This window comes from Rhizobium sp. YAF28 (genome assembly GCF_052113285.1).
GTDB lineage: Bacteria > Pseudomonadota > Alphaproteobacteria > Rhizobiales > Rhizobiaceae > Rhizobium.
Genome location: NZ_JBFRCX010000014.1, coordinates 135965 through 160293, shown reverse-complemented (window position 1 = coordinate 160293; position 24329 = coordinate 135965). Strand labels below are relative to the sequence as shown.

General features: G+C 60.1%; 22 protein-coding genes. 9 read left to right on the top strand and 13 right to left on the bottom strand.

Translation table 11 applies throughout. The features are described from left to right. Positions 1-86 precede the first annotated feature (86 nt). Together AB4Z13_RS27835 and AB4Z13_RS27830 are read right to left on the bottom strand one after the other, a co-directional pair. The gene (locus AB4Z13_RS27835; RefSeq protein ID WP_442207340.1) at positions 87-566 is read right to left on the bottom strand and encodes a hypothetical protein; all 480 of its coding nucleotides are present in this window, start codon (positions 564-566) and stop codon (positions 87-89) included. 647 nt (positions 567-1213) lie between these two features. Further along, positions 1214-2113 (bottom strand): DUF5677 domain-containing protein, encoded by a 900-nt coding sequence (locus AB4Z13_RS27830; RefSeq protein WP_439017028.1) that lies wholly within the window; start codon positions 2111-2113, stop codon positions 1214-1216. 202 nt (positions 2114-2315) lie between these two features. On the opposite strand from AB4Z13_RS27830, the gene AB4Z13_RS27825 reads away from it, so the two are divergent. After that, entirely contained in the window at positions 2316-2522 is a 207-nt protein-coding gene (locus tag AB4Z13_RS27825) for a hypothetical protein (RefSeq protein ID WP_439017027.1), read from the top strand. 270 nt (positions 2523-2792) lie between these two features. Here the strand turns inward: AB4Z13_RS27825 and AB4Z13_RS27820 are convergent, their stop codons facing one another. Both AB4Z13_RS27820 and AB4Z13_RS27815 read right to left on the bottom strand, forming a co-directional pair. After that, entirely contained in the window at positions 2793-5477 is a 2685-nt protein-coding gene (locus tag AB4Z13_RS27820; protein ID WP_439017026.1) for a CHC2 zinc finger domain-containing protein, read from the bottom strand. Positions 5478-5491: 14 nt separating this feature from the next. Next, the gene (locus AB4Z13_RS27815) at positions 5492-5701 is read right to left on the bottom strand and encodes a helix-turn-helix transcriptional regulator (RefSeq protein ID WP_439017025.1); all 210 of its coding nucleotides are present in this window, start codon (positions 5699-5701) and stop codon (positions 5492-5494) included. A gap of 352 nt (positions 5702-6053) precedes the next feature. On the opposite strand from AB4Z13_RS27815, the gene AB4Z13_RS27810 reads away from it, so the two are divergent. After that, the gene (locus tag AB4Z13_RS27810) at positions 6054-6545 is read left to right on the top strand and encodes a hypothetical protein (RefSeq protein WP_007827335.1); all 492 of its coding nucleotides are present in this window, start codon (positions 6054-6056) and stop codon (positions 6543-6545) included. Positions 6546-6632: 87 nt separating this feature from the next. Beyond that, positions 6633-7613 carry a DUF72 domain-containing protein gene (locus AB4Z13_RS27805; RefSeq protein WP_439017024.1) on the top strand — a complete coding sequence of 327 codons (981 nt, stop codon included), beginning with the start codon at positions 6633-6635 and terminating at the stop codon, positions 7611-7613. Here AB4Z13_RS27805 and pncB read toward each other — a convergent pair. From pncB to AB4Z13_RS27760, 9 genes are all read right to left on the bottom strand, one after another. Then, positions 7610-8914 carry a nicotinate phosphoribosyltransferase gene (gene pncB, locus AB4Z13_RS27800; RefSeq protein WP_439017023.1) on the bottom strand — a complete coding sequence of 435 codons (1305 nt, stop codon included), beginning with the start codon at positions 8912-8914 and terminating at the stop codon, positions 7610-7612. The genes AB4Z13_RS27805 and pncB overlap by 4 nt on opposite strands. Positions 8915-9090: 176 nt before the next feature. Then, positions 9091-9384 carry a hypothetical protein gene (locus tag AB4Z13_RS27795; RefSeq protein WP_439017022.1) on the bottom strand — a complete coding sequence of 98 codons (294 nt, stop codon included), beginning with the start codon at positions 9382-9384 and terminating at the stop codon, positions 9091-9093. Positions 9385-9540: 156 nt separating this feature from the next. Continuing rightward, positions 9541-9900 (bottom strand): DUF2750 domain-containing protein, encoded by a 360-nt coding sequence (locus AB4Z13_RS27790; RefSeq protein WP_439017021.1) that lies wholly within the window; start codon positions 9898-9900, stop codon positions 9541-9543. 722 nt (positions 9901-10622) lie between these two features. Then, a complete protein-coding gene (locus tag AB4Z13_RS27785) occupies positions 10623-11582 on the bottom strand; it encodes a 2-hydroxyacid dehydrogenase (protein ID WP_439017020.1) in 960 nt (319 codons plus the stop codon). Positions 11583-11607: 25 nt separating this feature from the next. Then, complete coding sequence (locus AB4Z13_RS27780; protein WP_439017019.1) at positions 11608-13236, bottom strand: ABC transporter ATP-binding protein; 1629 nt, start codon at positions 13234-13236, stop codon at positions 11608-11610. Further along, the gene (locus tag AB4Z13_RS27775; protein ID WP_439017018.1) at positions 13233-14381 is read right to left on the bottom strand and encodes an ABC transporter permease; all 1149 of its coding nucleotides are present in this window, start codon (positions 14379-14381) and stop codon (positions 13233-13235) included. Before AB4Z13_RS27775 ends, AB4Z13_RS27780 begins: the two co-directional genes overlap by 4 nt. Further along, entirely contained in the window at positions 14381-15469 is a 1089-nt protein-coding gene (locus AB4Z13_RS27770) for a microcin C ABC transporter permease YejB (protein ID WP_439017017.1), read from the bottom strand. Before AB4Z13_RS27770 ends, AB4Z13_RS27775 begins: the two co-directional genes overlap by 1 nt. 148 nt (positions 15470-15617) lie before the next feature. Then, positions 15618-17450: an extracellular solute-binding protein gene (locus tag AB4Z13_RS27765; protein ID WP_310380089.1), complete on the bottom strand. Its 1833-nt coding sequence runs from the start codon at positions 17448-17450 to the stop codon at positions 15618-15620. Between the two features lie 111 nt (positions 17451-17561). Beyond that, positions 17562-18191: a TetR/AcrR family transcriptional regulator gene (locus tag AB4Z13_RS27760; protein WP_439017016.1), complete on the bottom strand. Its 630-nt coding sequence runs from the start codon at positions 18189-18191 to the stop codon at positions 17562-17564. Between the two features lie 41 nt (positions 18192-18232). On the opposite strand from AB4Z13_RS27760, the gene AB4Z13_RS27755 reads away from it, so the two are divergent. The 6 genes from AB4Z13_RS27755 (at position 18233) to dapB (ending at position 24324) form a co-directional block, all read left to right on the top strand. Beyond that, the gene (locus tag AB4Z13_RS27755) at positions 18233-18805 is read left to right on the top strand and encodes a hydrolase (protein WP_439017015.1); all 573 of its coding nucleotides are present in this window, start codon (positions 18233-18235) and stop codon (positions 18803-18805) included. Between the two features lie 107 nt (positions 18806-18912). Then, a complete protein-coding gene (gene mepA, locus AB4Z13_RS27750) occupies positions 18913-20019 on the top strand; it encodes a penicillin-insensitive murein endopeptidase (protein ID WP_439017014.1) in 1107 nt (368 codons plus the stop codon). Between the two features lie 95 nt (positions 20020-20114). Further along, a complete protein-coding gene (locus AB4Z13_RS27745; protein WP_037100501.1) occupies positions 20115-20495 on the top strand; it encodes a methylglyoxal synthase in 381 nt (126 codons plus the stop codon). A 29-nt stretch (positions 20496-20524) separates the two neighbouring features. After that, positions 20525-21541: a glucokinase gene (locus AB4Z13_RS27740; RefSeq protein ID WP_113320531.1), complete on the top strand. Its 1017-nt coding sequence runs from the start codon at positions 20525-20527 to the stop codon at positions 21539-21541. 152 nt (positions 21542-21693) lie between these two features. After that, positions 21694-23481: an ABC transporter ATP-binding protein gene (locus AB4Z13_RS27735; protein ID WP_442207339.1), complete on the top strand. Its 1788-nt coding sequence runs from the start codon at positions 21694-21696 to the stop codon at positions 23479-23481. An 18-nt stretch (positions 23482-23499) separates the two neighbouring features. Beyond that, entirely contained in the window at positions 23500-24324 is an 825-nt protein-coding gene (gene dapB, locus AB4Z13_RS27730) for a 4-hydroxy-tetrahydrodipicolinate reductase (RefSeq protein WP_439017013.1), read from the top strand. The last annotated feature ends 5 nt before the right edge of the window (positions 24325-24329 follow it).

The window sequence follows — 24329 nt, the reverse complement described above, 5'->3', positions numbered from 1 at the left end:
CTCAGCGCGAAGAAACTGCCGACATTGGCGACCTGCTGCCGTTCAATTACTCCAAGACCATCGCGGCCTGATAAGGCTGGGTACTGCTACCCAGCTAAGCGCGAGTATCCGTCAACCGCCGTCAATGCGCATCGAAAATCGCGCTTACGATCGATCCGCATAGGCTTGTATCCGGCATCGCTTACTGCTGGCGCGATACCTTGATTATAGGCTTCAGCGACTTCCGCTCCGAACCACATAGCGACGAACGCTTGATGCGAGTCTTGGGAAGCAGCTCGAAGCACTTCGAGATGTGCATACCCAGCGAACGTGAGTGCTAGATTCCCGCTCTTTGACGTGAGGAGGCCTTGATCTTCAGCGAAGTTGATAAGGGTCTCGACTTCACTAACCTTCACGGATTCGGTAGCCGCCAGAAGGTAATCCTGTTGTGCCCAATAGGAGTTCTCTTCCCTAGAATCGCCCATCACGGCATAGATGTAGTCAAAGTAACGCATCGGTTCCCCTAACTCCGGGGTGTGCGCTGCAATAGCTTCAAGGAGACCATCACGGCGCTCGGTAATACTCATGGGATTAGCTGCCTCAGCTCTCTCCACCTCCGCAGACGTAATGGTTGGCGAAGTGTTTCCCGCTCGCCTCTGATCCATAAGCCACGTAGTGAGATACGCTTTATGTTGCGGAGAGAGAGACTGAAGATTGATCTTCGCTGAGCGCGTGATGTCGTACTTCCCGCCTGCTCGCGGCGAATCGTAAAAGTCAGCATCGCGCAAAGTCATTCTGCCGCTGTTATGGGTTCGTGTTGTCCAGATGGCGCATGGAGCCGACATTGAAGATCTCCCGTGCAAAACGTCGCTGATCGGTTACTACCCTGAGTCGGTGCATATAAGGTAGCATTACCCGCTCCGCTCCAAATGCTTTCCAAAATTGAGTAGGATCATCTCCAGGGAGGGCCGATGAGGAGGTGCAGGCCGACAGCTTACTGTGAAGTTCCAGCAGCTGTGTGGTCTCCTAGATGCCGTCCAACACACAAGACTTGAACGGGACCTCCGGGTCCCTTCTTGTCACTAAGGCGCAAGCCGGAGCAGATTTAGGGGTCACGCATCTGAGCGGTGATCTACGTGCCAGTTGCCGCGCAACTTCCCCCCGGGTGGGGCAGATCGGACCCATCTCGTAACGAAGTGCAACTACTCCTCTCCGTGCAATCAAAGAGGTGCGTCTAAATCTCTGGCCACGTCTTTCCGGCGAGATATGCCTCATGCGCGGTGCTGACCGATGTGATACGCTGCAGGAGATCGTAAAGGGGATCGGCAAAGAGTTCATCTGCCAGCTTGTGAGAGATGAAGGTGAAGTACGAGAAGACGCTCTCAACGATAACGGGGCAAATCGTTAACAGAACTTGCGGGCGTGGCCTTTGCCACTCAAGATTCGGCGTAAAGCGTGAACCGTCCCAATCTAAGTGGTTGCCGTAAATCTCCTCCCAGCTGCCGTGAATACTATGTGACCCTCCGCCAAACATGGACAAGTAGAGGGCATCGAGCCCAACAGCTTCCGCCTTCTGATAGAGATTTCGATTGCCCCAAGGAGCCTTGTTCTTCGGGTCTACGTCATCCATTCTCACGCCGGAAGCGCTGAAGGCCCGCTCAATGGACTGCTGCATGCGGTCTTCGATAGGAAGCAGGATGCCGTCGCGGGCAACGATCTGCTGGGCGATATCATTCCACAGCTTCTTTTCATGCCTCAACGAATGTTCAACGTAAGAGTTGATGAGCGAAGTGGAAAAGTTTCTGATTAAATATTGTACGTTGACGATCGTTTCGAAAACCAATCGAGCGAGCAGAAAGCTCATTTCGCCTCGATGCTTACAGGTCTGGTCCAGCATCGCATCCACTAGCTTGTACATCCTGACCATGTTGCCACCGATCGCAGCCTGATCTCGGTTCCAAGACGGCTCCTCTCCGGTGGTAGAGGCAGCAATACAGACATACTGTCCGGTCTCTACAGCGAGGCCTACAGTCAGGCCCATGAATTCCGACTCACTTGTAAAGCCGCGCATAGCTTCGGCGTCTACGGCAGTCTTTTCTATCTTCGGAAGCGTCTCGCTGTTGAGTTGATCCATGTTGCTCTCGCTGAAGGCTTGTTGCGAATGGAAGTGTACGTGATCGCAGTGGTCACGGGAAATGAGTCGCCCGAAATACACGCAGTCTCAATAGGCCAAGCCCTTGTGAGTCTGTCGCGAAGTCGCCAAGATGCTCCGGCCTTTCGATACATAGCCACTTCAAAGCCACTTCATTGCCAACGACGCAGAGGGGAGACCAGCGATGGCGAATTTCAAGGCTGAAGACGAAGCGATCGGAACGATCATCCTGGTGGAGGAACTGTTTCAAAGCATGGTCAAGTCCGGCATCGTGCCTGCAGCCGTTATGGCGGATGTCGTGCGCGGCGCGGTTGGGAGGCTGGATACGACCGATCATTTCGGCGCGGGTGCGGCCGTGCGCCACTATTTTGAAAGCTGGCTGTCGAAGTAGATAATCTTCGCTGGGTGCATAGGATGCATAGGATGCATAGGCAGTTTTAAACTGCTCTATAGGAAATGTCAGATTCAATGCCTGTCATGTCACCGTCTGACATTTCCCACACGGCGTATGGAAAATCCTATGCAAGTTATGCATCCTATGCAGAGAGGTATTTGAAAGTCCCTCATCAGAGCGGGATTCTGGCTGGCTGCCGCGATGAACATCCATTTCGACGAGAGCATCCGTGCGGCTTGGCGTTGTCACGTAGGCAGCGCCCTTGCCTCAGCTTTTCCCCGCGTTTTCGACCTTCCAAAGAGCCGCGTTCACGCGGTTTTTCCCCGCACTGACGATCATCTGGCCGTTGACGATCCGACCGCAGTGTTTGCGCAGGAAGCCGCTGAAACGCGCGGTATTCAGCCGCCCGCGCTCGATGAACTCTGACAGGGCATCAATCAGCCTCTCGTGCCGGCGGTTGCCGATCGGATCGAAGGCTCCCTCGTCCACCATCCTGGCGATATCGGCCGCGACCCAGGGCTTGCCGGACGGCAGGGCTGAAATGATCGCCGACGTGCGCTCCTTCTCCGGGTCGTTGTCCCGGATCTTTACCGCATTGCCGAGCGGATCGGGCAGGCCGAGCCAGACGAGCGCGGAGCGGACGAGGTTTGACCAGTGCTCGAAGGAGCCGAGCACCGGCGAGACCTTGTCGGCCTCATTGGCGACGAATGCCCGCAGGAGCGTCAAGGCTGATGTGACGATCTCCACCCGCTGCCGGCGTGCGTCCTCGATGACGTCACTTTCGAAGACGCGCTCTTCCGGCCGCTCGACGCCGGCATCGAGGTTGATCAGCACCACGCGCCGCGTCAGGTCGCCGGCAAAGCGCAAGCCGTTGCCCGTGGCGCAGAACATGACCGCCGTTGCCGAGTCCAGCGAGACGGTCTTGCCGAGCGGGCGAATATTGACCTCCTCCTGGGACAGGACCTGGCAAAGGTGATCGGAGCGGAGCGCCACCGACAGATTGTCCAGATTGATGAAACTGTCGCCCTGCAGGAGCCGCGACTCCAGGACCTTGCGCAGCTCGTTATCGTCGCCCGCATAGGAGTTGACCGCGGCGACCCGGCCGGTCGCCAGAATGGCGGCAACATCCACCAGCTTGGATTTGCCTGTGCCGGGCGCCGTCGCATTCACGCCAAATAGCGGTGCGGTTTTGAGGCTGGGGCGGATGACCGCCGTCAGGATCATGGCGAGCGCTGCCGATTCATCGACGCCGCCCACGAAGGGGAAGCTCGAAATGAGCTTCCTGATGGTGTCCAGCGCCGCCAGTGCCGCAGCCCTGTCCGGGCTTTCGGGTATTGCGGGCCATGTCTTGTCCGATTCAAAGAGTATGCCCGATTGCTGGTCGAAGCCCTGCGCATCGATGATGGTGCCATCGCTGCGCATCGTCGGCAGGGAAACGATCGCCCTGATCTGCGGGAAAGGCCAATCGCCGTGTCGCGCAATGACGGATCTCGCGACCAGCGCCGGGCAGGATATATCCCTGTAGCCGAGCTTTTTTCTCTCGTCGGGCTTCAGCCAAAGCACGTGTTTCGTCAGGATGTCGATGATCGCATTCTCATCGGCAAGAACCAGCACCGTCTTTTCCTTCCCCGCAACGCGGACGGCCTGAAACAGGGCCGTATCGCGGGCGTAGAGCCGCGCGCCGGCATCGACCACCAGGCGGCAGGCACTCGTCACCGCTTCCGAAAGGTCGGCTTCGTGGAAGATGAGCCTCGGCCGGTCGTCTCCCTCTCTGGCCGGTGGCGACATGTCACGGACGACTGCTTTGCGCCGCGATGCGCGGCCGACGCGCTCGACCGTTACAGGCTTTTCGTCCTGTGCACCCGGCGTCGCGAAGGGGCGCACCGTGGCCTGCATGAAGGCATCGATCTCGGCTTGTGTCCATCCATCGTCCAGCGCATCGGCGCAATCCCAGCCGCGACCGGGATAGAGACCGGCCCGCCAGTCTTCGACGCGATAGGTCTCAAGCTCGCTTGCGGCACCGATATCGGCAAAGCCGACAAGCCGGATGCGCGCCCCAAGGCTCGTCAGCTGCGCGGCGATTTCATTTGCCGCCGCCATGCCCGGGGGATCGAAATCCGGCCAGATGAGCACGTCGCGGTCTGATAGCGGCGACCAGTCCGTATGCTTGACGCCCTGCGTCCCGCCCGCCCAGGAAACGACCGCCCGCCCGCTCGATTCATGCAGCCTGTCGCGGCACTTCTCGCCCTCGACAACAAGCACTTTTCCCTCGCCGATATCTGGCCGGTTGCCGATCGCCTCCAGACCATAGATCGGCCGTAGCTTCGGGAACGGGAAGCGGCACCATGTTTCGGTCCCGTCCGGCAGACGGACAAACATCACCATCGGCGTTTCCTTAGCCCCATCGGCGAGATCATGGCGCAACACATAGCCTGATAGAGACCCGTCGGCATTGCGATAGGGAAAGACCATCGAGGGCGCGAATGAGCCCCATTCGAAGCGCTCGCCCTTGCGCTTGGGATTGTAGAGCCGCACGCGCTGGCCGGCCCGCAACAGATCCGCCGGCGGCCGGATCGGCGTTACGCCCTCATAGGGATCGCGCGCCTTGACCGTTTTCGGCCGAAGGTTCGGCTGGCTGCTGACGCCGCCGCCGAGAATGCGGATGGCTTCGGGCAGATCGACGCCCTTCACCTCGCGCACGAAATCAAGCACATCGCCCTTCCTGCCGCAGCCGAAGCAATGGAAGCGCTCGATACCGTCATTGCCTGTGAAGATCGTGAAGGACGGGGTGTCTTCCGCATGGAAAGGGCAGCAGGTTTCAAGCTCCTGCCCGTTGCGATCGAGCTTGTAGCCGTGTTGCGAGACGGTCAAGGCAAGCGACACGTCACGGCGCAGACATGCGATATCGTTCACGTCCATCTTCGACGGCGTGTATTCAGGTATTCGGAGCATGGCATTGTCCCGTTTCAGACGGTGCGGTTGGCGGTTTCGGCCGGCGCCTTGATGTGGCTCTCGACGAAAGCCTGCAGATCCGCAGGGCGAAACAGGGTGCGCCTTCCGACCTTCACAAAGCCAAGCTGGCCGGCCCTCATCTGCCGGTAGAGGGTGGGGCGACTAAGGCCGGTGACCTCGGTGACTTCCTTGAAACTAAGCAGGATTTTCGGGCTGGCTTCCACGGTTTCTCTCCAGGTCAGGTTGTGTCTGACCGGATTCGTAGAGGCGGAAAGTTGAGCGAAAGAAATAGCGCGGAGCGCTTGATGGCCTCGAGGCAGCCTTGCGCTTTCGGGCCTCTCCGCTCGCTGCCTGACATGGCCTCATTGGCGATGTGGCTCCGCGCGTCGCCTGCATCATCCACTTCCTGAAGACACCAAAAATGGACCGCGCCTTTAAACATTGCGTGCTTTCAGGCCCGCGCCCGGTAAGGCTTGGCAAAGCAAAAGCCGATAACAAAGGGGCGTGGCGTGATCCGGAGCGAGAGGGGTGGCAAGGGCTGCTGCCCGCCGGGGCGCGACCATCCGGGGACCTACCATGAAGAAACTCATCATTGCGGCCGCCTTTGCGGCATTCCTGCCTGTGATGGCCCAGGCGGAAACGCTGGAATTTCCGAGCGACGATCCGGTCGCGACCGTCACCATTCCCGACAACTGGGGACCGAAGGAGACGGAGACCGGCATCGACGCTTCGTCGGCCGATTCGGCGATCTATCTTTCGATCGACGTTGCCGATGAGAAGACCAGCGACAAGATCATCGACGAAGCCTTCGCCTTCCTGCAGAAGAACGGCGTGAGCATCGAGGAGAAGACCCAGAAGGAGTCCGAAGCCGAGATCAACGGCATGAAGATGAAGACCTTCGATTGGGATGGCACCGACAAGGAAGGGCCGGTCAATATCGGCGTTGCCGTGCTTTCGCCTGCTGAAGGCAAGCTGCTGCTGATCACCTATTGGGGCACCAAGGGCAAGCAGGACGCCCATGACGACGAGCTGATCGCCATCATCAGCTCGCTGAAGCCGGCCGGCTGATCTTGTCCGACGCGATGCGAGGCGCTGCCGGCAAAGCGGCGCCTTTTTTATGCGGGAACAAGTGCGCGCCGACACGGTTCCTTTTCCATGGCGAAAACAGGCACGATCCGCATCGGCATATCGGGATGGACCTATGCGCCCTGGCGCGGTGTCTTCTATCCCAAGAGGTTGGCTAGGAAGAGCGAGCTTGCCTATGCCTCCCGGCAATTTCCCTCCATCGAGATCAACGGCACGTTCTATGGGTTACAGAAGCCGGATGTTTTCGCCCGCTGGCGTGACGAGACGCCCGAAGGCTTCGTCTTTTCGGTCAAGGGATCGCGCTACATCACCCATCTCAAGCGCCTGCGCGATATCGAAACGCCGCTTGCCAATTTCCTCGCCTCCGGCCTGCTGCGGCTAGGCCCGAAACTCGGGCCGATCCTCTGGCAATTTCCGCCAAGCCTGACATTCGATGCCGATCTGTTTGCCCGGTTTCTGGCAATGCTTCCCAAGGATACAAATGCTGCGGCCGAGATCGCGAAGCGGCATGACGAACGGCTCGATGGCCGTGCCTGGACGAAGAGCGAGACGAGGCAGCCCATGCGCCACGCGCTGGAAATTCGCCACGACAGTTTCTGCACGCCCGACTTCATCGAATTGCTGCGTGAATACAAAGTCGGGCTGGTGGTCGCCGATACCGTGGAATGGCCGTTGCTGATGGATGTGACGGCTAATTTCATCTATTGCCGGCTGCACGGAACGGAACAGCTTTATGTCAGCGGCTATAGCGATGAGGCGCTCGATCGCTGGGCTGGACGCATCGATGCCTGGACGCACGGGATCGAGCCTGATGATGCCAGCCGTATCAGGTCGCCGCTGAAACGCTCGGCGAAGGGCCGCGATGTCTATGTCTATTTCGACAACGATGTGAAGGTTCGGGCGCCAGCCGACGCTCGATCGCTCGCCGAGAGGCTCGGCGTCGCCCACCCGCCTGACGACAGTGTCATCGTCAATCCGAAAGGCCGCGGCAGCAGGCTGATGGCAGAAGAGCCGCGCCGGCACTGGCCGGCGCCGCGTTCCGTTTCTTAGACCAGCACGGCCTGATCGGTCCGATCCTCGGCGCCGAAGAATTTCAGATAGCGCTCGACTTCGGCCGGTTCACCGGTCGCCTTTTGCGGATTGTCCGAGAGCTTCACCGCCGGGCGGCCATTGGCATCACTCACCTTGCAGACGATGGAAATCGGCAGGAAATCGGAACTGTCGTTCGGCGCGCAGCCGGCGAAGTCATTCGTCAGGTTTGTGCCCCAGCCGAAGCTCATGCGCACGCGGCCTTCGAAATGCTTGTAGGTGTCGATGATCGCATCGACATCGAGGCCATCGGAGAAGATCAGGAGCTTCTGGCGCGGGTCGCGGCCCATCTTCTTCCACCAGTCGATGATCTTTTCGCCGCCTTCGATCGGCGGCGCGCTGTCCGGACGGAAGCCGGTCCAGTCGGCCACCCATTCCGGCGCGTCGCGCAGGAAGGCGGCCGTTCCGAAGGCGTCCGGCAGGACGATCAGCAGGTTGCCGCCATAGAGCTTGTTCCAGTCGCGCAGCACCTTGTAGGGCGCGTTCTTGAGCTGCTCGTCGGTTTCGGCAAGGGCTGCGGCCACCATCGGCAGCTCGTGCGCATTGGTACCGACGGCTTCGAGATCGGAATCCATAGCCAGCAATACATTGCTGGTGCCGGTAAATGCCGGACCGATCCCTTCCTTCAGCGCTTCCACGCACCAGCGCTGCCAGAGGAAGCTGTGGCGGCGGCGGGTGCCAAAATCGGAAATGCGCAGGCCCGGCAATTCACGCAGCTTTTCTACCTTGGCCCACATCTTGGCCTTGGCGCGGGCATAGAGCACGTCAAGCGTGAAGGGACCCATCGTCTTCATGGCTGCGCGCGAGCGCAGCTCGTTGATGATGGCGAGGGCCGGGATTTCCCACATGGTCGTTTCCTTCCACGACCCATGGAAATCCAGCACATACTGCCCGTCCTTCTTGGAAAGCTCATATTCCGGCAGCTGGAAATTGGAGAGCCAGGCCAGGAATTCCGGCTCAAAGATCTGTGCGCGGCCATAGAAGCTGTTACCGGCGAGCCAGATCATCTCCTTCTTGGCGAGCCTGAGCGTGCGCGCATGATCGAGATGCTCGCGCAATTCGCCCTCGTCGATCTGTTCGGCGAGGCGCACGCGCTTGGTGCGGTTGATGAGCGTGAAGGAGGCATTGACCTCAGGATAAAGCTTCCAGATCATCTGCAGCATCAGAAGCTTGTAGAAATCCGTATCGATCAGACTGCGAACGATCGGATCGAGTTTCCAGGTATGATTGTAGACGCGCCTAGCGATATCGGTCCTGGCCATGAAACTCCTGCCTGTCCGTCAATCCGGTCAGGTGCGGCCCTGGAACGGCCAGCGCACAAACCGGCTCGTGCGCTTTCTTATCGAAAAATCGACAAGCAAAGTCCAGAAAAAACAACAGTCAACGTCCCGCTTTGCTATCGCAGCGGGACGTCACAGAAATGCTCGATCGAATGGCGTTACTGCGCCGGGGTTGCGGGCTGGGCCGGCGCCGGGCTGGCGTTCTGCGCGGGCGCGGCTGGAACCTGCGACTGCATTGCCTGGCCCGGCTGCTGCGGAGCGACGTCATTGGCTTGCCTCTGGCCCCAGATCTCGACCGGGATCCAGATGAGGAAGGCCAGCACCAGAGCGGCCACCAGCACCGTCAGGATGCGACGACCCGTGCGGCCCTGCCTGGCCTTCACAGGCGAAATCTGCTCTTCGGCATGGAGCTTCTGATCGGACTTTTCCCAACGCGTTTCGGTGTGCGTCATGGTCGTCTCCTTCCGGTAATCCGCGGGCGAGGCTCGCGGAACTTCGGATGAGAAACGAGGAGCCGTGCCGGATGGTTCCGAAGGGGATCTGGGCATGTCGTTATCGCAAGACCCCGCCATGCTCAGCGGCGTAGACAAATTCACCGAATGACGAAATTAGGATCTTTGTTGGCGCGCTGCCAATCGAGCCATCAAAGCCGTCGGAGCCAAATCGTATCCTGTTGCCCTCTCACCGGACCAGTTGAGCCCACAAAAGAGACCATCCTTTTTCAAGCCCGGTAGCCACCGTTCGACGAAAGCCGACAATGGAATCGGCTCCGGCTTGAAATCGCGGTAAGCCGGAATGGCCTCGATTGTCGACATCGCCCTCTTTTCCGACGACCAAAAAGGCATTGCTGTTTCACCGGACGCGTTTGTCGACGTAGGGAAGCCGTCCTTATCCCTGATGGCCCAGACTTGCGCACGACGCAGTACCTCGGAGACAAAGATGTCGGCGCTGGTTGCAGAAATACTCATCTTTCAAGAATGAGCATCATATTGAGATTTTCGCAAGTGACCGAAAAGCAGGCAGAGAGGTTGATTCAAGGCTGCTTTTTTTTGGTCAGGTTTGGGCCGGGACGACCTTACGGACGCGGGATGGCGCGTCTAAAGGGCTTGCTGCCGATCAAAATTTGTCCAAGCCGCCTAGGTCCATTGATGATGCGATCATGGGAGCCTCAAGTCCAAACCGAGCATACTGCTAAGGGCGAAGGCGACGAGCCCCACGCCTAGGAGCGCCAGCGCGAAGACTGCGGCCATCTTGCCGCCCGTGCGTAGTACCGCTCGCCTGTCTCCCTTCTCTCCTCGATCGTAATGCCACTTGATGGCGAAGAACATGGCCGTTCCTAAAGCGAAAACCTTAAACGTAACGAAGACTACAGGGACCCAATCCATATTAAGGACTCTCATGTGCATCAGCTACGCGCCTTATGATCTCATCTCAGGCAAACGCATACTTCCTATTATACAACGCAGATATGTAATAGCAGGTGGCAGTTTCCTGGCCTGTGTCGTGGGGTCGGGAATGACCGCTCAGGGCCGGAAACGGACATTGGCGGCGCTTGCTCAATAGTTCCGCGCTTTTGCGCGACGCGCGCTACAGCATCGGCCCGAAAATCGGAATCGATTTTCGGAAAGCCTGATACGTAAGATCAAAGAGTTAGAACGTCCTTTGTGCATCCAAACGGACGCACGGCGCTCTAGTACCCCGCCTTGCGATCGACGACGAATTGCAGCGGCTCGCCGCGTTCGAAGCGGGCGATCTGGGTCTCGACATGACGGAAAAGCGCATTCTCTTCCGAGATCGCGGCATCATGCGGGGTGATGAAGACAGTCTCCAGATGCCAGAGCGGATCGTCCGCCGGCAGCGGTTCGACCTCGAAGACATCGAGCGAGGCGCCGCCGAGCACGCCGCTTTCAATCGCCGCAACGATATCGGCCTGGACCTGGCTCTTGCCGCGGCCTGCGTTGATGAAAACAGGTTTGCCGAGCGCGCCGCCCTGGCGGAGCCTGGCGAAGAAGGCCTTGTTGTACAGGCCCGTGGTATCAGGCGTCAGCGGCAGCAGGCCGACGACGATATCGGTCTTCGACAGGAAGGTATCGAGCTCCGAACCGTCGAAGGTTTCGATGCCTTCAACCTCTTTCTTCGACCGCGACCAGCCGATCACGTTGAAGCCCATGACCCTGAGCTTGGCGACGGCATCCTGGCCGAGAATACCGAGGCCCATGACGCCGACGGTGATTTCGGCGGCTTCCGGCGGGACGAGCTTGCCCCAGACCCGGTCGCGCTGGTCCCGGTCATGCTCGCGCTGCAGGCGCAGATGCATGAGGCATTGCATGACCACCCATTCGCTCATGCGCGTCGTCAGGCTGCTATCGACGAAGCGGACGATCGGAAGATCGGGCAGATCGGGAATGGACAGGATGCTATCGACGCCGGCGCCGCCGGAGAAGAGCACCTTCAGGTTCGGCGCGCGCTGGAAGATATCGGCATCCGGCTTCCAGAGCAGCGCGTAATCGACGCCGGTGAGGTCGAGCGCCTTGTTCGCGGGATCGGCTGAATTGATGCTGCCGCGATCGGCAAAGGCGGTCTTGAGGATGCGGGCAACGGTATCAGGGTCGAACTTGAGGTCGACGAGAATGGGAGGTCTTGCTGACATGATCTTCTTTACTGCTGCCCGTCTTTTACTGCTGAATTGCCGGCGTCGGCACCGCCTCGATGTTGAAGGCGGCGGCCATCAGCGCCCTGGTATAGTCATCCTTCGGCGCACGGAAGATATCCGCTGACGGCCCCTGCTCCACCACCTTGCCGAAGCGCATGACAATGACGTCATTGGCGAGCGCCTTGACCACTTTCAGGTCGTGGCTGATGAAGAGATAGGCAAGTTCGTGCTTCTTCTGCAGGTCGCGCAAGAGATCCACCACCTGCGCCTGCACGCTCATGTCGAGCGCCGAGGTCGGCTCATCGAGCATGACGAAACGGGGCTTCAGAACCATGGCGCGTGCGATCGCGATGCGCTGGCGCTGGCCGCCGGAAAATTCATGCGGGAAGCGCCAGCGGGTGAGCGGATCGAGGCCGACTTCTTCGAGCGCCCAGCAGACGCGCTGGTCGCGCTCTTCGGCCGAGAGCGAGCGCTCGTGCACTTTCAGGCCTTCGGCAACGATATCGCCGACGGACATGCGTGGGCTCAGCGAGCCATAGGGATCCTGAAAAACGACCTGAAGCTGGTTGCGCAGCGGCCGCATGTCCGTGAATGAATAGCTCGCTATATCTTTTCCGACGAAGGAAATCCGGCCCTTCGAGGAGATGAGGCGCGTGAGCGCCAGCCCCAGCGTGGTCTTGCCGGAGCCGGATTCGCCAACGACCCCGAGCGTCTGGCCGGCTCTAAGCGTCAGGTCGATGCCATCGACGGCCTTCACGTGATCGACGACCTTGCGCATGAAACCGGCCTTGATCGGAAACCAGACCTTGATGTCATTGCCTTCCATGACAACAGGCTTGGAGGGGTCGGTCACCGGCGGTTCGCCGCGCGGCTCGGAGGCGAGCAAATGGCGCGTGTAGTCGTGCTTCGGATCGGTGAAGACCTCTTCCACCGGTCCGGTCTCGACGATCTTGCCCTTGGTCATGACGCAGACACGGTCGGCGAATTTGCGCACGATGCCGAGGTCGTGGGTGATGAAGAGCATGGACATGCCGTGCTCGCCCTTCAGCTTGCGCAGGAGTTCGAGGATCTGCGCCTGGACCGTGACGTCGAGTGCCGTGGTCGGCTCGTCGGCAATCAACAATTCGGGCCGATTGGCGAGCGCCATGGCGATCATCACACGCTGACGCTGGCCACCCGAGAGTTCATGCGGATAGGCTTTCAGCCGTTTTTCCGGCTCGCGGATGCCGACCTGGTTCAGCAACTCCAGCACGCGGGTGCGCGCCGCCGGCCCGGTCATGCCCTGATGCAGCGCGAGGATTTCGGCAATCTGCTTTTCGATCGTATGGAGCGGATTGAGCGATGTCATCGGCTCCTGGAAGATCATGGTGATGTCGTTGCCGCGAACTTCGCGCAATTCGCGGTCGGAGGCCTTCAGCAGATCCTTGCCCTTGAAGAAGATCTCGCCGCTCGGATGGCTTGCCGAGGGATAGGGCAGAAGCCGCAGGATCGAATTTGCAGAGACCGACTTGCCGGAACCGGATTCGCCGACGAGAGCGACAACCTCGCCCTTATGGATATCAAAAGAGATGCGATCGACGGCAAGCGAGGTTTCGCCACCCTGATGGAAGGCGACCGAGAGATCGCGGACGGAGAGCAGCGTTTCACTCATTGGAACGTCTTTCTCGGATCGAAGGCATCGCGCACCGCTTCGCCGATGAAGATCAGCAGCGACAGCATGATCGACATGGTGAAGAAGGCCGTCAGCCCGAGCCATGGCGCCTGAAGATTGGCCTTGCCCTGGGCGATCAGTTCCCCAAGCGAGGGAGAGCCTGGCGGCATGCCGAAGCCCAGGAAGTCGAGCGAGGTCAGCGTGGTGATCGAACCCGAGAGGATGAAGGGCAGGAAGGTCAGCGTCGCGACCATCGCATTCGGCAGCATATGCCGCCACATGATGGTGCGGTTGTTGACGCCGAGGGCGCGAGCGGCCCGCACATATTCGAAATTGCGGGCGCGCAGGAACTCGGCACGCACGACGCCGACGAAGCCCACCCAGGAGAAGAGCAGCATGATGCCGAGCAGCACGAAGAAGCCGGGCGGCAGGATGGCGGCGATGATCAGCAGGATGTAGAGAACCGGCATCGAGGACCATATCTCGATGAAGCGCTGGAAAAACAGGTCGGTCCAGCCGCCGAAATAACCCTGGATGGCGCCGGCCGTGACGCCGATGACGGCCGAGCAGATGGTGAGCACCAGGCCGAAGAGAACGGATATGCGGAAGCCATAGATGACGCGGGCAAATACATCGCGCGCCTGATCGTCCGTGCCGAGCCAGTTGAGATTGCCGAGCCTGCAGCCGGGATCATCGACGCCCTGCGGATAGGCCGAGCAACGCTCCTCCGCCGACATCAGCCAGAAGGGCGCGGTTGGGGCCGAATGCGGGATATTGGAATTGACCGACTGATAGGAGTAGCGGATCGGCGGCCAGATCATCCAGCCGTTGGCGTTGATCTCATCTGAGATGACGGAGGAGCGATAGTCCGTCTCGGCCAGGAAGCCGCCGAACTTCTCTTCGGGATAATCGATGACGACGGGGAAAAGGATCTCGCCCTTGTAGGAGGCGATGATCGGCCTGTCATTGGCGATGAATTCGGCAAAGAGGCTGAGCACGAAGAGGACGAGGAACAGCCAGAGCGACCAGTAGCCGCGCTTGTTGGCCTTGAAGTTCCGCCAACGCCTGATGTTGGTCGGCGACAGCAGGCCTTTGCGGGGCGGGCGGACGGGCGCTGATGTCGTCGGATTTGCGGCGGCATCCATCAGACGTCCCTCCGCTCGAAATCGATGCGCGGATCGATCCAGGTATAGAGCAGGTCGGAAATCAGGCCGACGAAGAGGCCAAGCAGCGAGAAGATGTAGAGCGTCGCAAAAACGATCGGATAATCGCGGTTGACGACCGAGAGGTAGCCGAGGCGGCCAAGGCCGTCGAGCGAGAAGATGTTCTCGATCAGCAGCGAGCCGGTGAAGAAGGCGGAGATGAAGGCGCTGGGGAAGCTTGCGATGACGATCAGCATGGCATTGCGGAAGACATGGCCGTAGAGCACCTGCCGCTCGTTCAGGCCCTTGGCGCGCGCGGTGATGACATATTGCTTCTTGATCTCGTCGATGAAGGAATTCTTGGTCAGCAGCGTCGTCGTGGCAAAAGATGCCAGCGACAGCGAGATCAGCGGCAGCGTGAGATGCCAGAAATAATCGAGCGGTTTCTGCCACCAGGCAAGCTGGTCGAAATTATCGGAGACGAGGCCGCGCAGCGGGAACCAGTCATAGAAGGAGCCGCCGGCGAACAGTACGATCAGCAGGATGCCGAACAGGAAGCTCGGCACGGCATAACCGACGATGATGACGCCTGATGTCCAGACATCGAAGGAGGAGCCGTCCTTGACCGCCTTGCGGATGCCGAGCGGAATGGAGATGGCGTAGGAAAAGATCAGGATCCAAATGCCGAGCGAGATCGAGACCGGAAGTTTCTCGATAATCAGATTGAGCACGGTCGTGTTGCGGAAGAAGCTCTCGCCGAAATCGAAGCGGATGTAGTTCCACATCATCTCGCCGAAGCGGGTCAGCGGTGGTTTGTCGAAGCCGAACTGCTTTTCGAGCTTGGCGATCAGTTCCGGATCGAGGCCCTGCGCACCGCGATATTTCGAGCCGGCATCGTCTCCTCCACCGACCATGAGATCACCGCCGCCGGAGAGGCGTTGATCGGCACTGTCGGCCTGGCCGGTCAACTGGGAGATCACTTGCTCGACGGGGCCGCCGGGCGCGAATTGAACGACGACGAAGGAAATCGCCATGATGCCGATGATCGTCGGGATCATCAGAAGCAGGCGGCGAAGAATATAGGCTCCCATCAGTCTCGGGCCTCCGGGAATATCTTCGCCTGCATGCCGTCCAGTCTATTGCCGTTCAATCTGCCAGCCTTCCTTTGCCGGCTTGTGCCGGCATTCATGATTCGTCGATGCCATTTGGAGCGCAGGCCCCCTCGCATTGCAAGTCTGCTCATTTCGCCGAGGTGGACCACCAGGCATCGGGGAAGCCAAGGCCGTATGCCGGAAACTCTGCCGGACGCGTCACCGTATTCCAATAAGCAATCGAATAGGTGTCTCGGTAGAACAGCGGAATGACATAGTGATTGGCGAGCAGCACACGGTCCATAGCCTTGATGGCCGCAACCTGTTCATCTCTGTTGGGGGCAAAGATAATCATGCGAACAAGCGCATCGACGGCCGGATTGGCGATGCCGGCATAGTTGCGCGACCCTTGCTGATTGGCGGAACCCGATCCCCAGTAATCGGCCTGCTCGTTGCCGGGGTTCACGGTTTCGGCCCAGACATTCCAGATCATATCGAAATCGAAGCTGCGCGCACGGTTGGTATATTGCGCGGCATCGACTGTGCGGATCCGCGCATCGATACCGATCTTCTTCAAATTGGTGGCATAGGGCACCGCCCAGCGCTCAAGCAAGGGGCTCGACAACAATATCTCGAAGCTCATCGGCTGACCGCTCTTGGCATTGACCATCCGGTTGCCCTTCAGCTCCCAGCCGGCTTCTTTCAGAAGGGAGATCGCCTTGCGAAGGTTGTCACGGCTTTTCTGCGGATCCCCGCCGACGGGATTGCTGTAGGGGGTCGTAAAGATGTCCGCCGGAACCTGATCCTTCAAGCCCTGAAGAATTTCCAGCTCCCTGCCTTGCGGAAGGCCGGACGAGGCAAGATCGGTGTTCCAGAAGTAGCTGTCGATGCGCTTGTAGCTGTTGTAGGCAACCGTGCGGTTCAATTCCTCGAAATCGAAACCGTAATTCAACGCCTCGCGCACCCGCTCGTCCTTGAAGATGTCGCGCCGCATATTCGGCACCAGCGCCTGCATGATGCCGGTGGAACGCAGGGGATTGGTGACATCTTCCTTCTTGACGCGCCCTTCCTTCACGGCGGGGAAATCATATCCTGTTGCCCAACGCGCAGCAAAAGTCTCCTGCCAGTAATCGCTGTTGCCGGCACGGAACGCTTCGAACTCGACGTCCCGATCGCCATAATAGGTGTAGAGAATGTTGCGGAAATTGTTCTGACCAACGTTCACATTGAGGTCCTTGCCCCAATAGTCGTCCCGCAACTCGTAGCGGATCGTCGCACCAGCCGAGAAGGCGGCAATTTTGTATGGTCCCGAACCCATGACCGGCTCAAGCGTCGTCTTCGAAATGTCTCGCGGTTTGCCATCCGGTCCCGGTGCCTCCCACCAGTGTTTCGGCACGATCATCAACTGGCCGAGAATATTCGGCAGTTCGCGATTGTTCTTTTCATCGAAGGTGAATGTAACGTCCCGCTCGCCCGTCTTCTCGGCCTTGACCACGTGATGGTAGTAGTTTCCGGCAAGCGGGTTCAGCTCCTTGGTCTTGTCGAAGCTGAAAACGACGTCTTCGGGCGTGACCGGCTGGCCATCAGCCCATTTCGCTTCCTTGCGAAGGCGAAAGGTGGCGCTCGAAACGTCGGGCGGATAGGAAAGGCCTTCAGCAAGCAGACCATAGGAGACGAGGAGTTCGTCATCAGCTGGCTTCAGCAGGGTGTCGTAAACGAGCGACAAACCTACCGCTGTCTGGCCTTTTGCCAGCAAAGGATTGAAAGTGTCGAAAGTGCCGCTTGAAGACAGGCGCAGGTCGCCGCCTTTCGGGGCATCGGGATTGACGTAGTCGAAACGGGTAAAGCCCGGCTTGTACTTCATCTCGCTGATGACCGAACTGCCGATTTTAAACTGCTGGTCCTGAGCCAATACAGTCATAGGTGCGAGCGCACCCGCCAATGCTACCAGCACACCGATTTTCGACCACGAAGCCACTATTCATTCTTCCCCTGTTATTAGTTTCGCCGACAATACGAGAAATGCAGGCGAAAAACAGGAAAGAGTTTGTTTTTTACCGGGCTCGCGAAATTTTGACCTTACCAATGGAGGTCAGGGCGTCACTTCCTCGAGGCGCTTGCGGAGCATGCGACGCAGCTCTCCAACCAGGCGCGGATCGCCCGAACCATCAGGGTCATTGGCGGCCGCGACGACGATGCGCAGCAGCTCCAGGACGAGGGCGCCCAGGAGATCGACATCGCGCTCGACCGACGGTTCAGCATTCTTCAGGAGTGCGGTGATGTTGGCACGAAGCTCCGCACGCGACTTCGCCTTTCGCTCCTTCGGCACGTCGCGTCGCGCGGCGAGAACCGGAAATTCCGGATGATCCTCGATGAACCGGCCGAGCCGCGTGAAGATCGCATCGCCGATTTCGGCAGCACTCTTCCCCCTGGTCTTCTCGGCGAGTTCGGCGAGCCCGCTGTTCAGATGCTGCAGGCGATCGATATGCAGCGCCTCGGCAAGCAGAGGCTTGGTCGGGAAGAACTGATAGAGCGAACCGATCGAAGAATTTGCGGCAGCGGCAATCTCCGTCATGGTTGCGGCATCATAGCCTTTTTCGAGAAAGACCCTGGCTGCCGCTTCCAGCAGGATCGCAACGCGCTCATGGCCGCGCTGGCGTTTCGGCACACGGGTTTGCGGTTCGGGGCTTGATTTTTGTGAGGCTATCCTCGTATTTGTCATTGTGAGGATGCCCTCATGTTTCCTTCCCCCGGAGATTTCTTATGTCCCTTTATGATCCGAAGACCACCGCACTCATTTCCATCGACCTGCAAGGCTTCATCGTCGGCCGGCAGCTTGCGCCCCATCCCGCCCGGCAGGTGATCGAGAATACCGCCGCAATCGCCACCAGGCTGAAATCCGAAGGCGGGACGGTGATCCTCGTTACCGTCGGATTCTCCCCGGACTATGCCGATGCTGTCAACCAGCCGGTGGACGAGCCGACGGTTTTCCCGGAAGGTGGCCTTCCGGCGGCGGCACTTGCGGCACCAGTGGAAATCGGTGCGCTCGCAGTCGACGTCCATGTCGTCAAGCATCAGTGGAGCGCCTTCTACGGCACGGAGCTGGACCTCCAGCTTCGCCGCCGCGGCATCAGGACCGTGATCCTGACCGGCATCGCCACGAATTTCGGCGTCGAGGCGACGATCCGCGATGCATTTGCCCATAATTACGCAGTCATCGCTGTCGAGGATGCGATGAGCACCTTCACCGCCGAAATGCATTCGCTTGCCTGCGAGCGCATCCTGCCGCGCCTGTCGCGCGTGCGCAAAACGGCCCAGGTTTTAGCCAACGCGTGATGCTGCGGCGATCCGTCCCCACCCCGCCTGCCAAAACATCGATTCACCAAAATTGCTTTTCACGATAGATTCGATTGCAAATCACTTTGGCGCAGCAAGGGAATGGCATGGCTTTCGGCTTGGCTCAGGTTTTCAGGACTTTCGGCAAACTGACATTCGATGTCAGGGCGTTTGGCAAGCTGACGCTTGCCGGCGCAATGGGCGCAAGCCTTGTCGCCGGTGATGTCGGCGCACAGCAGAAGACGCCGAGCCCCGGCAGCGCCAAGGCGATTTTCGGCGCCGTGAAATTGCCGACGCAGGGGCCGGCGCAGCCGATCGGTTTCTACGCCAAGGGCTGCATGACCGGTGCGGAGGCGCTGCCGGCTGACGGGCCGACCTGGCAGGCGATGCGCCTTTCGCGCAACCGGCGCTGGGGCAATCCGGTGATGATATCGCTTCTGGAAAAATTCTCGCAGGATGCGCGTGCCAGGATCGGCTGGCCGGGCATCCTCGTCGGCGACATTGCCCAGCCGCGCGGCGGGCCGATGTTCAACGGCCATGCCTCGCACCAGATCGGGCTGGATGCCGATGTCTGGTTTACACCCATGCCTTCGCAGCGCTTGAGCTACGAACAGCGGGAAGACCTGCCCTTCACCACCATGCTGCAGAAAGACAAGTTCCTGACCGTCGACCCGAAAGTATGGAGCGAGCAGCGGGCGGAACTCTTGATGCTGGCGGCAAGCTATCCGCAGGTCGAGCGCATCTTCGTCAATCCGGCAATCAAGAAGAAGATGTGCGACACCTGGACCGGCGACCGCACCAATCTCGGCAAACTGCGGCCCGAATACGGGCACGATTCGCATTTCCATATCCGCATCAAATGCCCTGTTGGAGCCAAGGGCTGTACAGGGCAGGCGCCGGTGGCTGGCGGTGACGGCTGCGACAAATCGCTTGCCTGGTGGTTCACCAAGGAACCTTGGGCGGCGCCGAAGCCGCCGCAACCCGGTGCAAAGCCGCCGAAGCCGCCGCGTGAGGTCATGGTCTCCGACCTGCCGAAGGCCTGCTCTGCCGTTGTCAATGCCCCGTCCATCGCCTCTACGGAAGCCGGGACCTATGGCGGCCCTTCCGCGGCGAGTGCTCTGACGGCAGCCCCGGCGGCTGCACCACCTGTCGATACCGGCAGCGCGCTTCCTTCCGTCGGCCCGGTTCCGAACGACAAGCCGGTCGTGCAATAGGCTGAACAGGCTGGCGGGCGGCTGTCTTTCAAATCACAAACGCCTGGTGTAGAAGCGGTCAAATCGATTGAATTACTCGCGTGGAGAACCCGTTCATGGCCGGCGGCAAATGCCTTGCATTGATTGCGCATGACCAGAAGAAGGACGACATGGCGGCGTTTGCCCGCCGTAACAGGGATCTTCTCGCCCAATGGAAAATCGTCGCCACCGGCACGACGGGCGGGCGCGTGCTCGACGCTGCTCCCGACCTTCACGTGACCCGGCTGAAAAGCGGCCCGCTCGGCGGCGACCAGCAGATCGGCGCACTGATTTCCACCGGCGAGGTCAGCGCCCTGATCTTCTTCGTGGACCCGCTGACGCCGATGCCGCATGATGTCGACGTCAAGGCGCTGATGCGGCTTGCGATCGTCTACGACATTCCGATGGCACTGAACGAGTCTACAGCCGAAAAGCTTCTCCCTACCCTTAACGCCTGATCCCTCGGGCCTACAGCACGGAACCGGCCATGACTGCATCCTCTACTCCCTTGCCCTTTCCGATCCTGATCGGCGACATCGGTGGCACGAATGCCCGCTTCTCCATCCTGACGGATGCCTATGCGGAGCCGAAGCAGTTTCCCAATGTGCGCACCGCCGATTACGAGACGATCGACGAGGCGATCCAGAAGGGTGTGCTCGACAAGACCTCCGTACAGCCGCGCGCCGCGATCCTTGCCGTTGCCGGACCGATCAAGGCCGATGAAATCCCCCTGACCAACTGCCCCTGGGTGGTGCGGCCGAAGCGGATGATCGAGGGCCTCGGCCTTGTCGATGTGCTCGTTGTCAACGATTTTGAAGCACAGGCGCTGGCGATCGCGGCACTTTCCGACGACAATCGCGAACGTATCGGCAACGCTTCGGGTGACATGGTGGCCTCCCGCGTTGTTCTCGGACCCGGCACCGGCCTCGGCGTCGGTGGCCTGGTCCATACCCAGTCGACGTGGATTCCGGTTCCAGGCGAAGGCGGGCATGTCGACCTCGGGCCGCGCAGCAAACGCGACTATGAGATCTTCCCGCATGTCGAGACCATCGAGGGCCGCATTTCGGCCGAGCAGATCCTCTGCGGCCGCGGTATCGTCAACCTTTACCGCGCCATCTGCGCGGCCGACGGTGCCACGCCAACCATGAGCGACCCGGCGGACATCACGTCGCATGCGCTCGTCGGCAGCGACAAGGTCGCGGTCGAAACCGTTTCGCTGTTTGCCAGCTATCTCGGCCGCGTGGCGGGCGACATGGCGCTGGTATTCATGGCCCGCGGCGGCGTCTATCTTTCGGGCGGCATCTCTCAGAAGATCCTTCCGGCACTGAAAAAGCCGGAATTCCGGGCCGCATTCGAAGACAAGGCGCCGCATTCGGCCCTACTGCGTACGATCCCGACCTATGTCGTGACGCATCCGCTGGCAGCTCTTGCCGGGCTTTCTTCCTATGCACGGATGCCTGCAAACTTCGGCCTTTCGACGGATGGACGGCGCTGGCGGGCCTGAGCCTGAAGCATAGTTTCAAGGCGTTAGAGCGTCCTTTGTGCGCCCCGATGGGACGCACGGCGCTCTAGCCAAAGCCCCGTCAACTCTTTATAGAGCCCGCGCATATGCGTGCCGCGCCTGTGGCACGCAGCCCCGAGACAGGAAGCCTATTTTTGGAAGCCGCCGACAGCAGAAAGCCACATGTCAACAGCGATACCGTGACGGGCATCCTGAAGCGCATCATTGCGGAAAACGGCCGGGACCATCTCTGGGGCTATGTCTTCGCGATCTCCTGCCTTGTCGTCATAGCGCTTTCGACGGCATTCACGGCCTGGATCATGCGGGCGATCATTGACGAGGCCTTCGCCAACAGGCGTGCGGACGTCGTCTGGATCATCTGTCTTTCGATCTTCATCGCTTTCATGCTGCGCGGTTTTGCGAGCTACGGGCAAGGCGTTGCCCTTTCAAGGATCGGCAACGATATCGTTGCGCGCTATCAGCGACGGATCTATTCGCACCTGATGACGCTCTCCGTCGGCTACTTCAACGAGTCTCGCTCCGCCCATATCGCGGCCCAGGTGAGCCAGAACGTTACCGGTATCCGCGACGTATTGAACCTCACAATCACGTCGACCGTGCGTGACCTCCTCACCTTCGTCTCGCTGATCGGCGTCATGGTCGTTCAGGATCCGCTGCTGAGCCTTGCCGTCTTCATTCTGGCGCCGCCGCTGCTTTATGCGCTACGCTACGTTTCCAAGCGGCTGCGCTCGGCCACTCGCGAGGCCGTCGACCTCAACAGCCATGTTCTCGGCGCCATGCAGGAGACGATCCAGGGCATTTCCATCGTCAAGGCCTTCACGATGGAAGAGGCACTGGAGAAGAAGGTCAACAAGCTGATCGGCGCTGCCGAGGGCCGGGCAAACCGCATCGCGCGGCTTTCCGAGCGCACCTCGCCGCTGACGGAGGGCTTTGCGGGCTTTGCCGTCGCGAGCGTGCTTGCCTATGCCGCCTATCGCTCGATCTATCAGGGCGTGCCGCCGGGCGCCTTCTTCTCCTTCGTCACGGCACTGCTGCTCGCTTACGATCCGGCCCGACGTCTTGCCCGCCTGCAGGTGCAGATGGAGCGCGCCGTCGTCAACGCCCGGATGATCTACGAGTTGCTCGACATGGAAACGCGCCAGCGCGACCTGCCGGATGCCAAGCCACTTGTTGTCACCGAAGCAAAGATCGAATTCCGCAACGTCTCCTTTGCCTATGGCAATGAAAGCGTGCTTGACGGCGTGACGCTGACGGCCGAGGGCGGCAAGACGACGGCGCTCGTCGGTCCGTCCGGCGCCGGTAAGTCCACCGTCATCAGCCTCATTCCGCGCTTCTACGATCCGAAGGGCGGCGAGATCTTGATCGACGGACAGGATATCGCCCATATCACCAAGCGTTCGCTGCGCCAGCAGCTCGCCTATGTCTCGCAGCAGCCTTACCTCTTTGAAGGCACGATCCGCGACAATATCCGTTACGGCCGTCCGGAAGCCACGGACGAGGATATCGAGAAGGCAGCGCGGCTTGCCTATGCGCATGACTTCATCGTCGCGCAGTCACAGGGCTATGATACGCCCGTCGGCGAAAACGGCGTGACATTGTCCGGCGGCCAGCGCCAGCGGCTGTCGATCGCCCGCGCTTTGGTGCGCAACGCGCCGATCCTGCTTCTCGACGAGGCGACCTCGGCGCTCGATACGGAATCGGAAGCAGCCGTGCAGAAGGCGCTCGACGAAGCCATGACCGGCCGCACCGTCGTCGTTATCGCCCACCGGCTTTCGACCGTGGTGCGCGCCGACAAGATCATCGTGATGCAGCAGGGCCGCGTCGTCGAAGAAGGCAATCACGAGACGCTTGCGAAGGTCAGCGACGGACTTTACGCTCGCCTCAACAATCTGCAGAGGCCTTCGGCTTCTGATTCATACTGATCGGGATGACGGACTGACATGAGCGACGCTGCGATGAAACTGGTTGTGGTCGGAGCGGCAGGGCGCATGGGACAGACGCTCATCCGTCTCATCCATTCCATCGACGGCGCAACACTGCATGCAGCGGTCGCGCGGCCGGGCTCGCCCTTCGTCGGCAAGGATGCTGGTGAAATCGCCGGTCTTGGTGCCAACGGCATCATCATCGGCGACGATCCGCTGGCGGCCTTCCTGCATGCCGAGGGCGTGTTGGACTTCACCTCGCCCGCCGGCTCCATCGAATTTGCCGGTCTTGCCGCGCAGGCACGCATCGTCCACGTGGTCGGAACGACCGGCTGCTCCGACGAGGACAATGTCAGGATTGCCGCTGCCGCGCGCCATGCGCGCGTGGTCAAGTCGGGCAATATGAGCCTCGGCGTCAACCTGCTCAGCGTTCTCGTGCAGCAGGCAGCACAAGCGCTCGATCCCGCCGACTGGGATATCGAAGTTCTCGAAATGCATCACAAGCGCAAGGTCGACGCACCATCGGGCACGGCGCTGCTCTTGGGCGAGGCAGCGGCAAAGGGCCGCGCTGTCGATCTTGCCGCAAAATCGGTGCGCGTGCGCGACGGCCATACGGGCGCGCGGGAGGCGGGTGCGATCGGCTTTGCGACGCTGCGCGGCGGCTCCGTCATCGGCGAGCATTCGGTGCTCTTTGCCGGCGAAGGCGAAACCGTCACCCTATCGCACAGCGCAACCGACCGTTCGATTTTCGCGCGTGGCGCCATCAAGGCAGCACTCTGGGCGCGCGACAAGAAACCGGGGCTCTATTCCATGCTCGATGTTCTCGGGCTTTCTTCCCATTGATCATT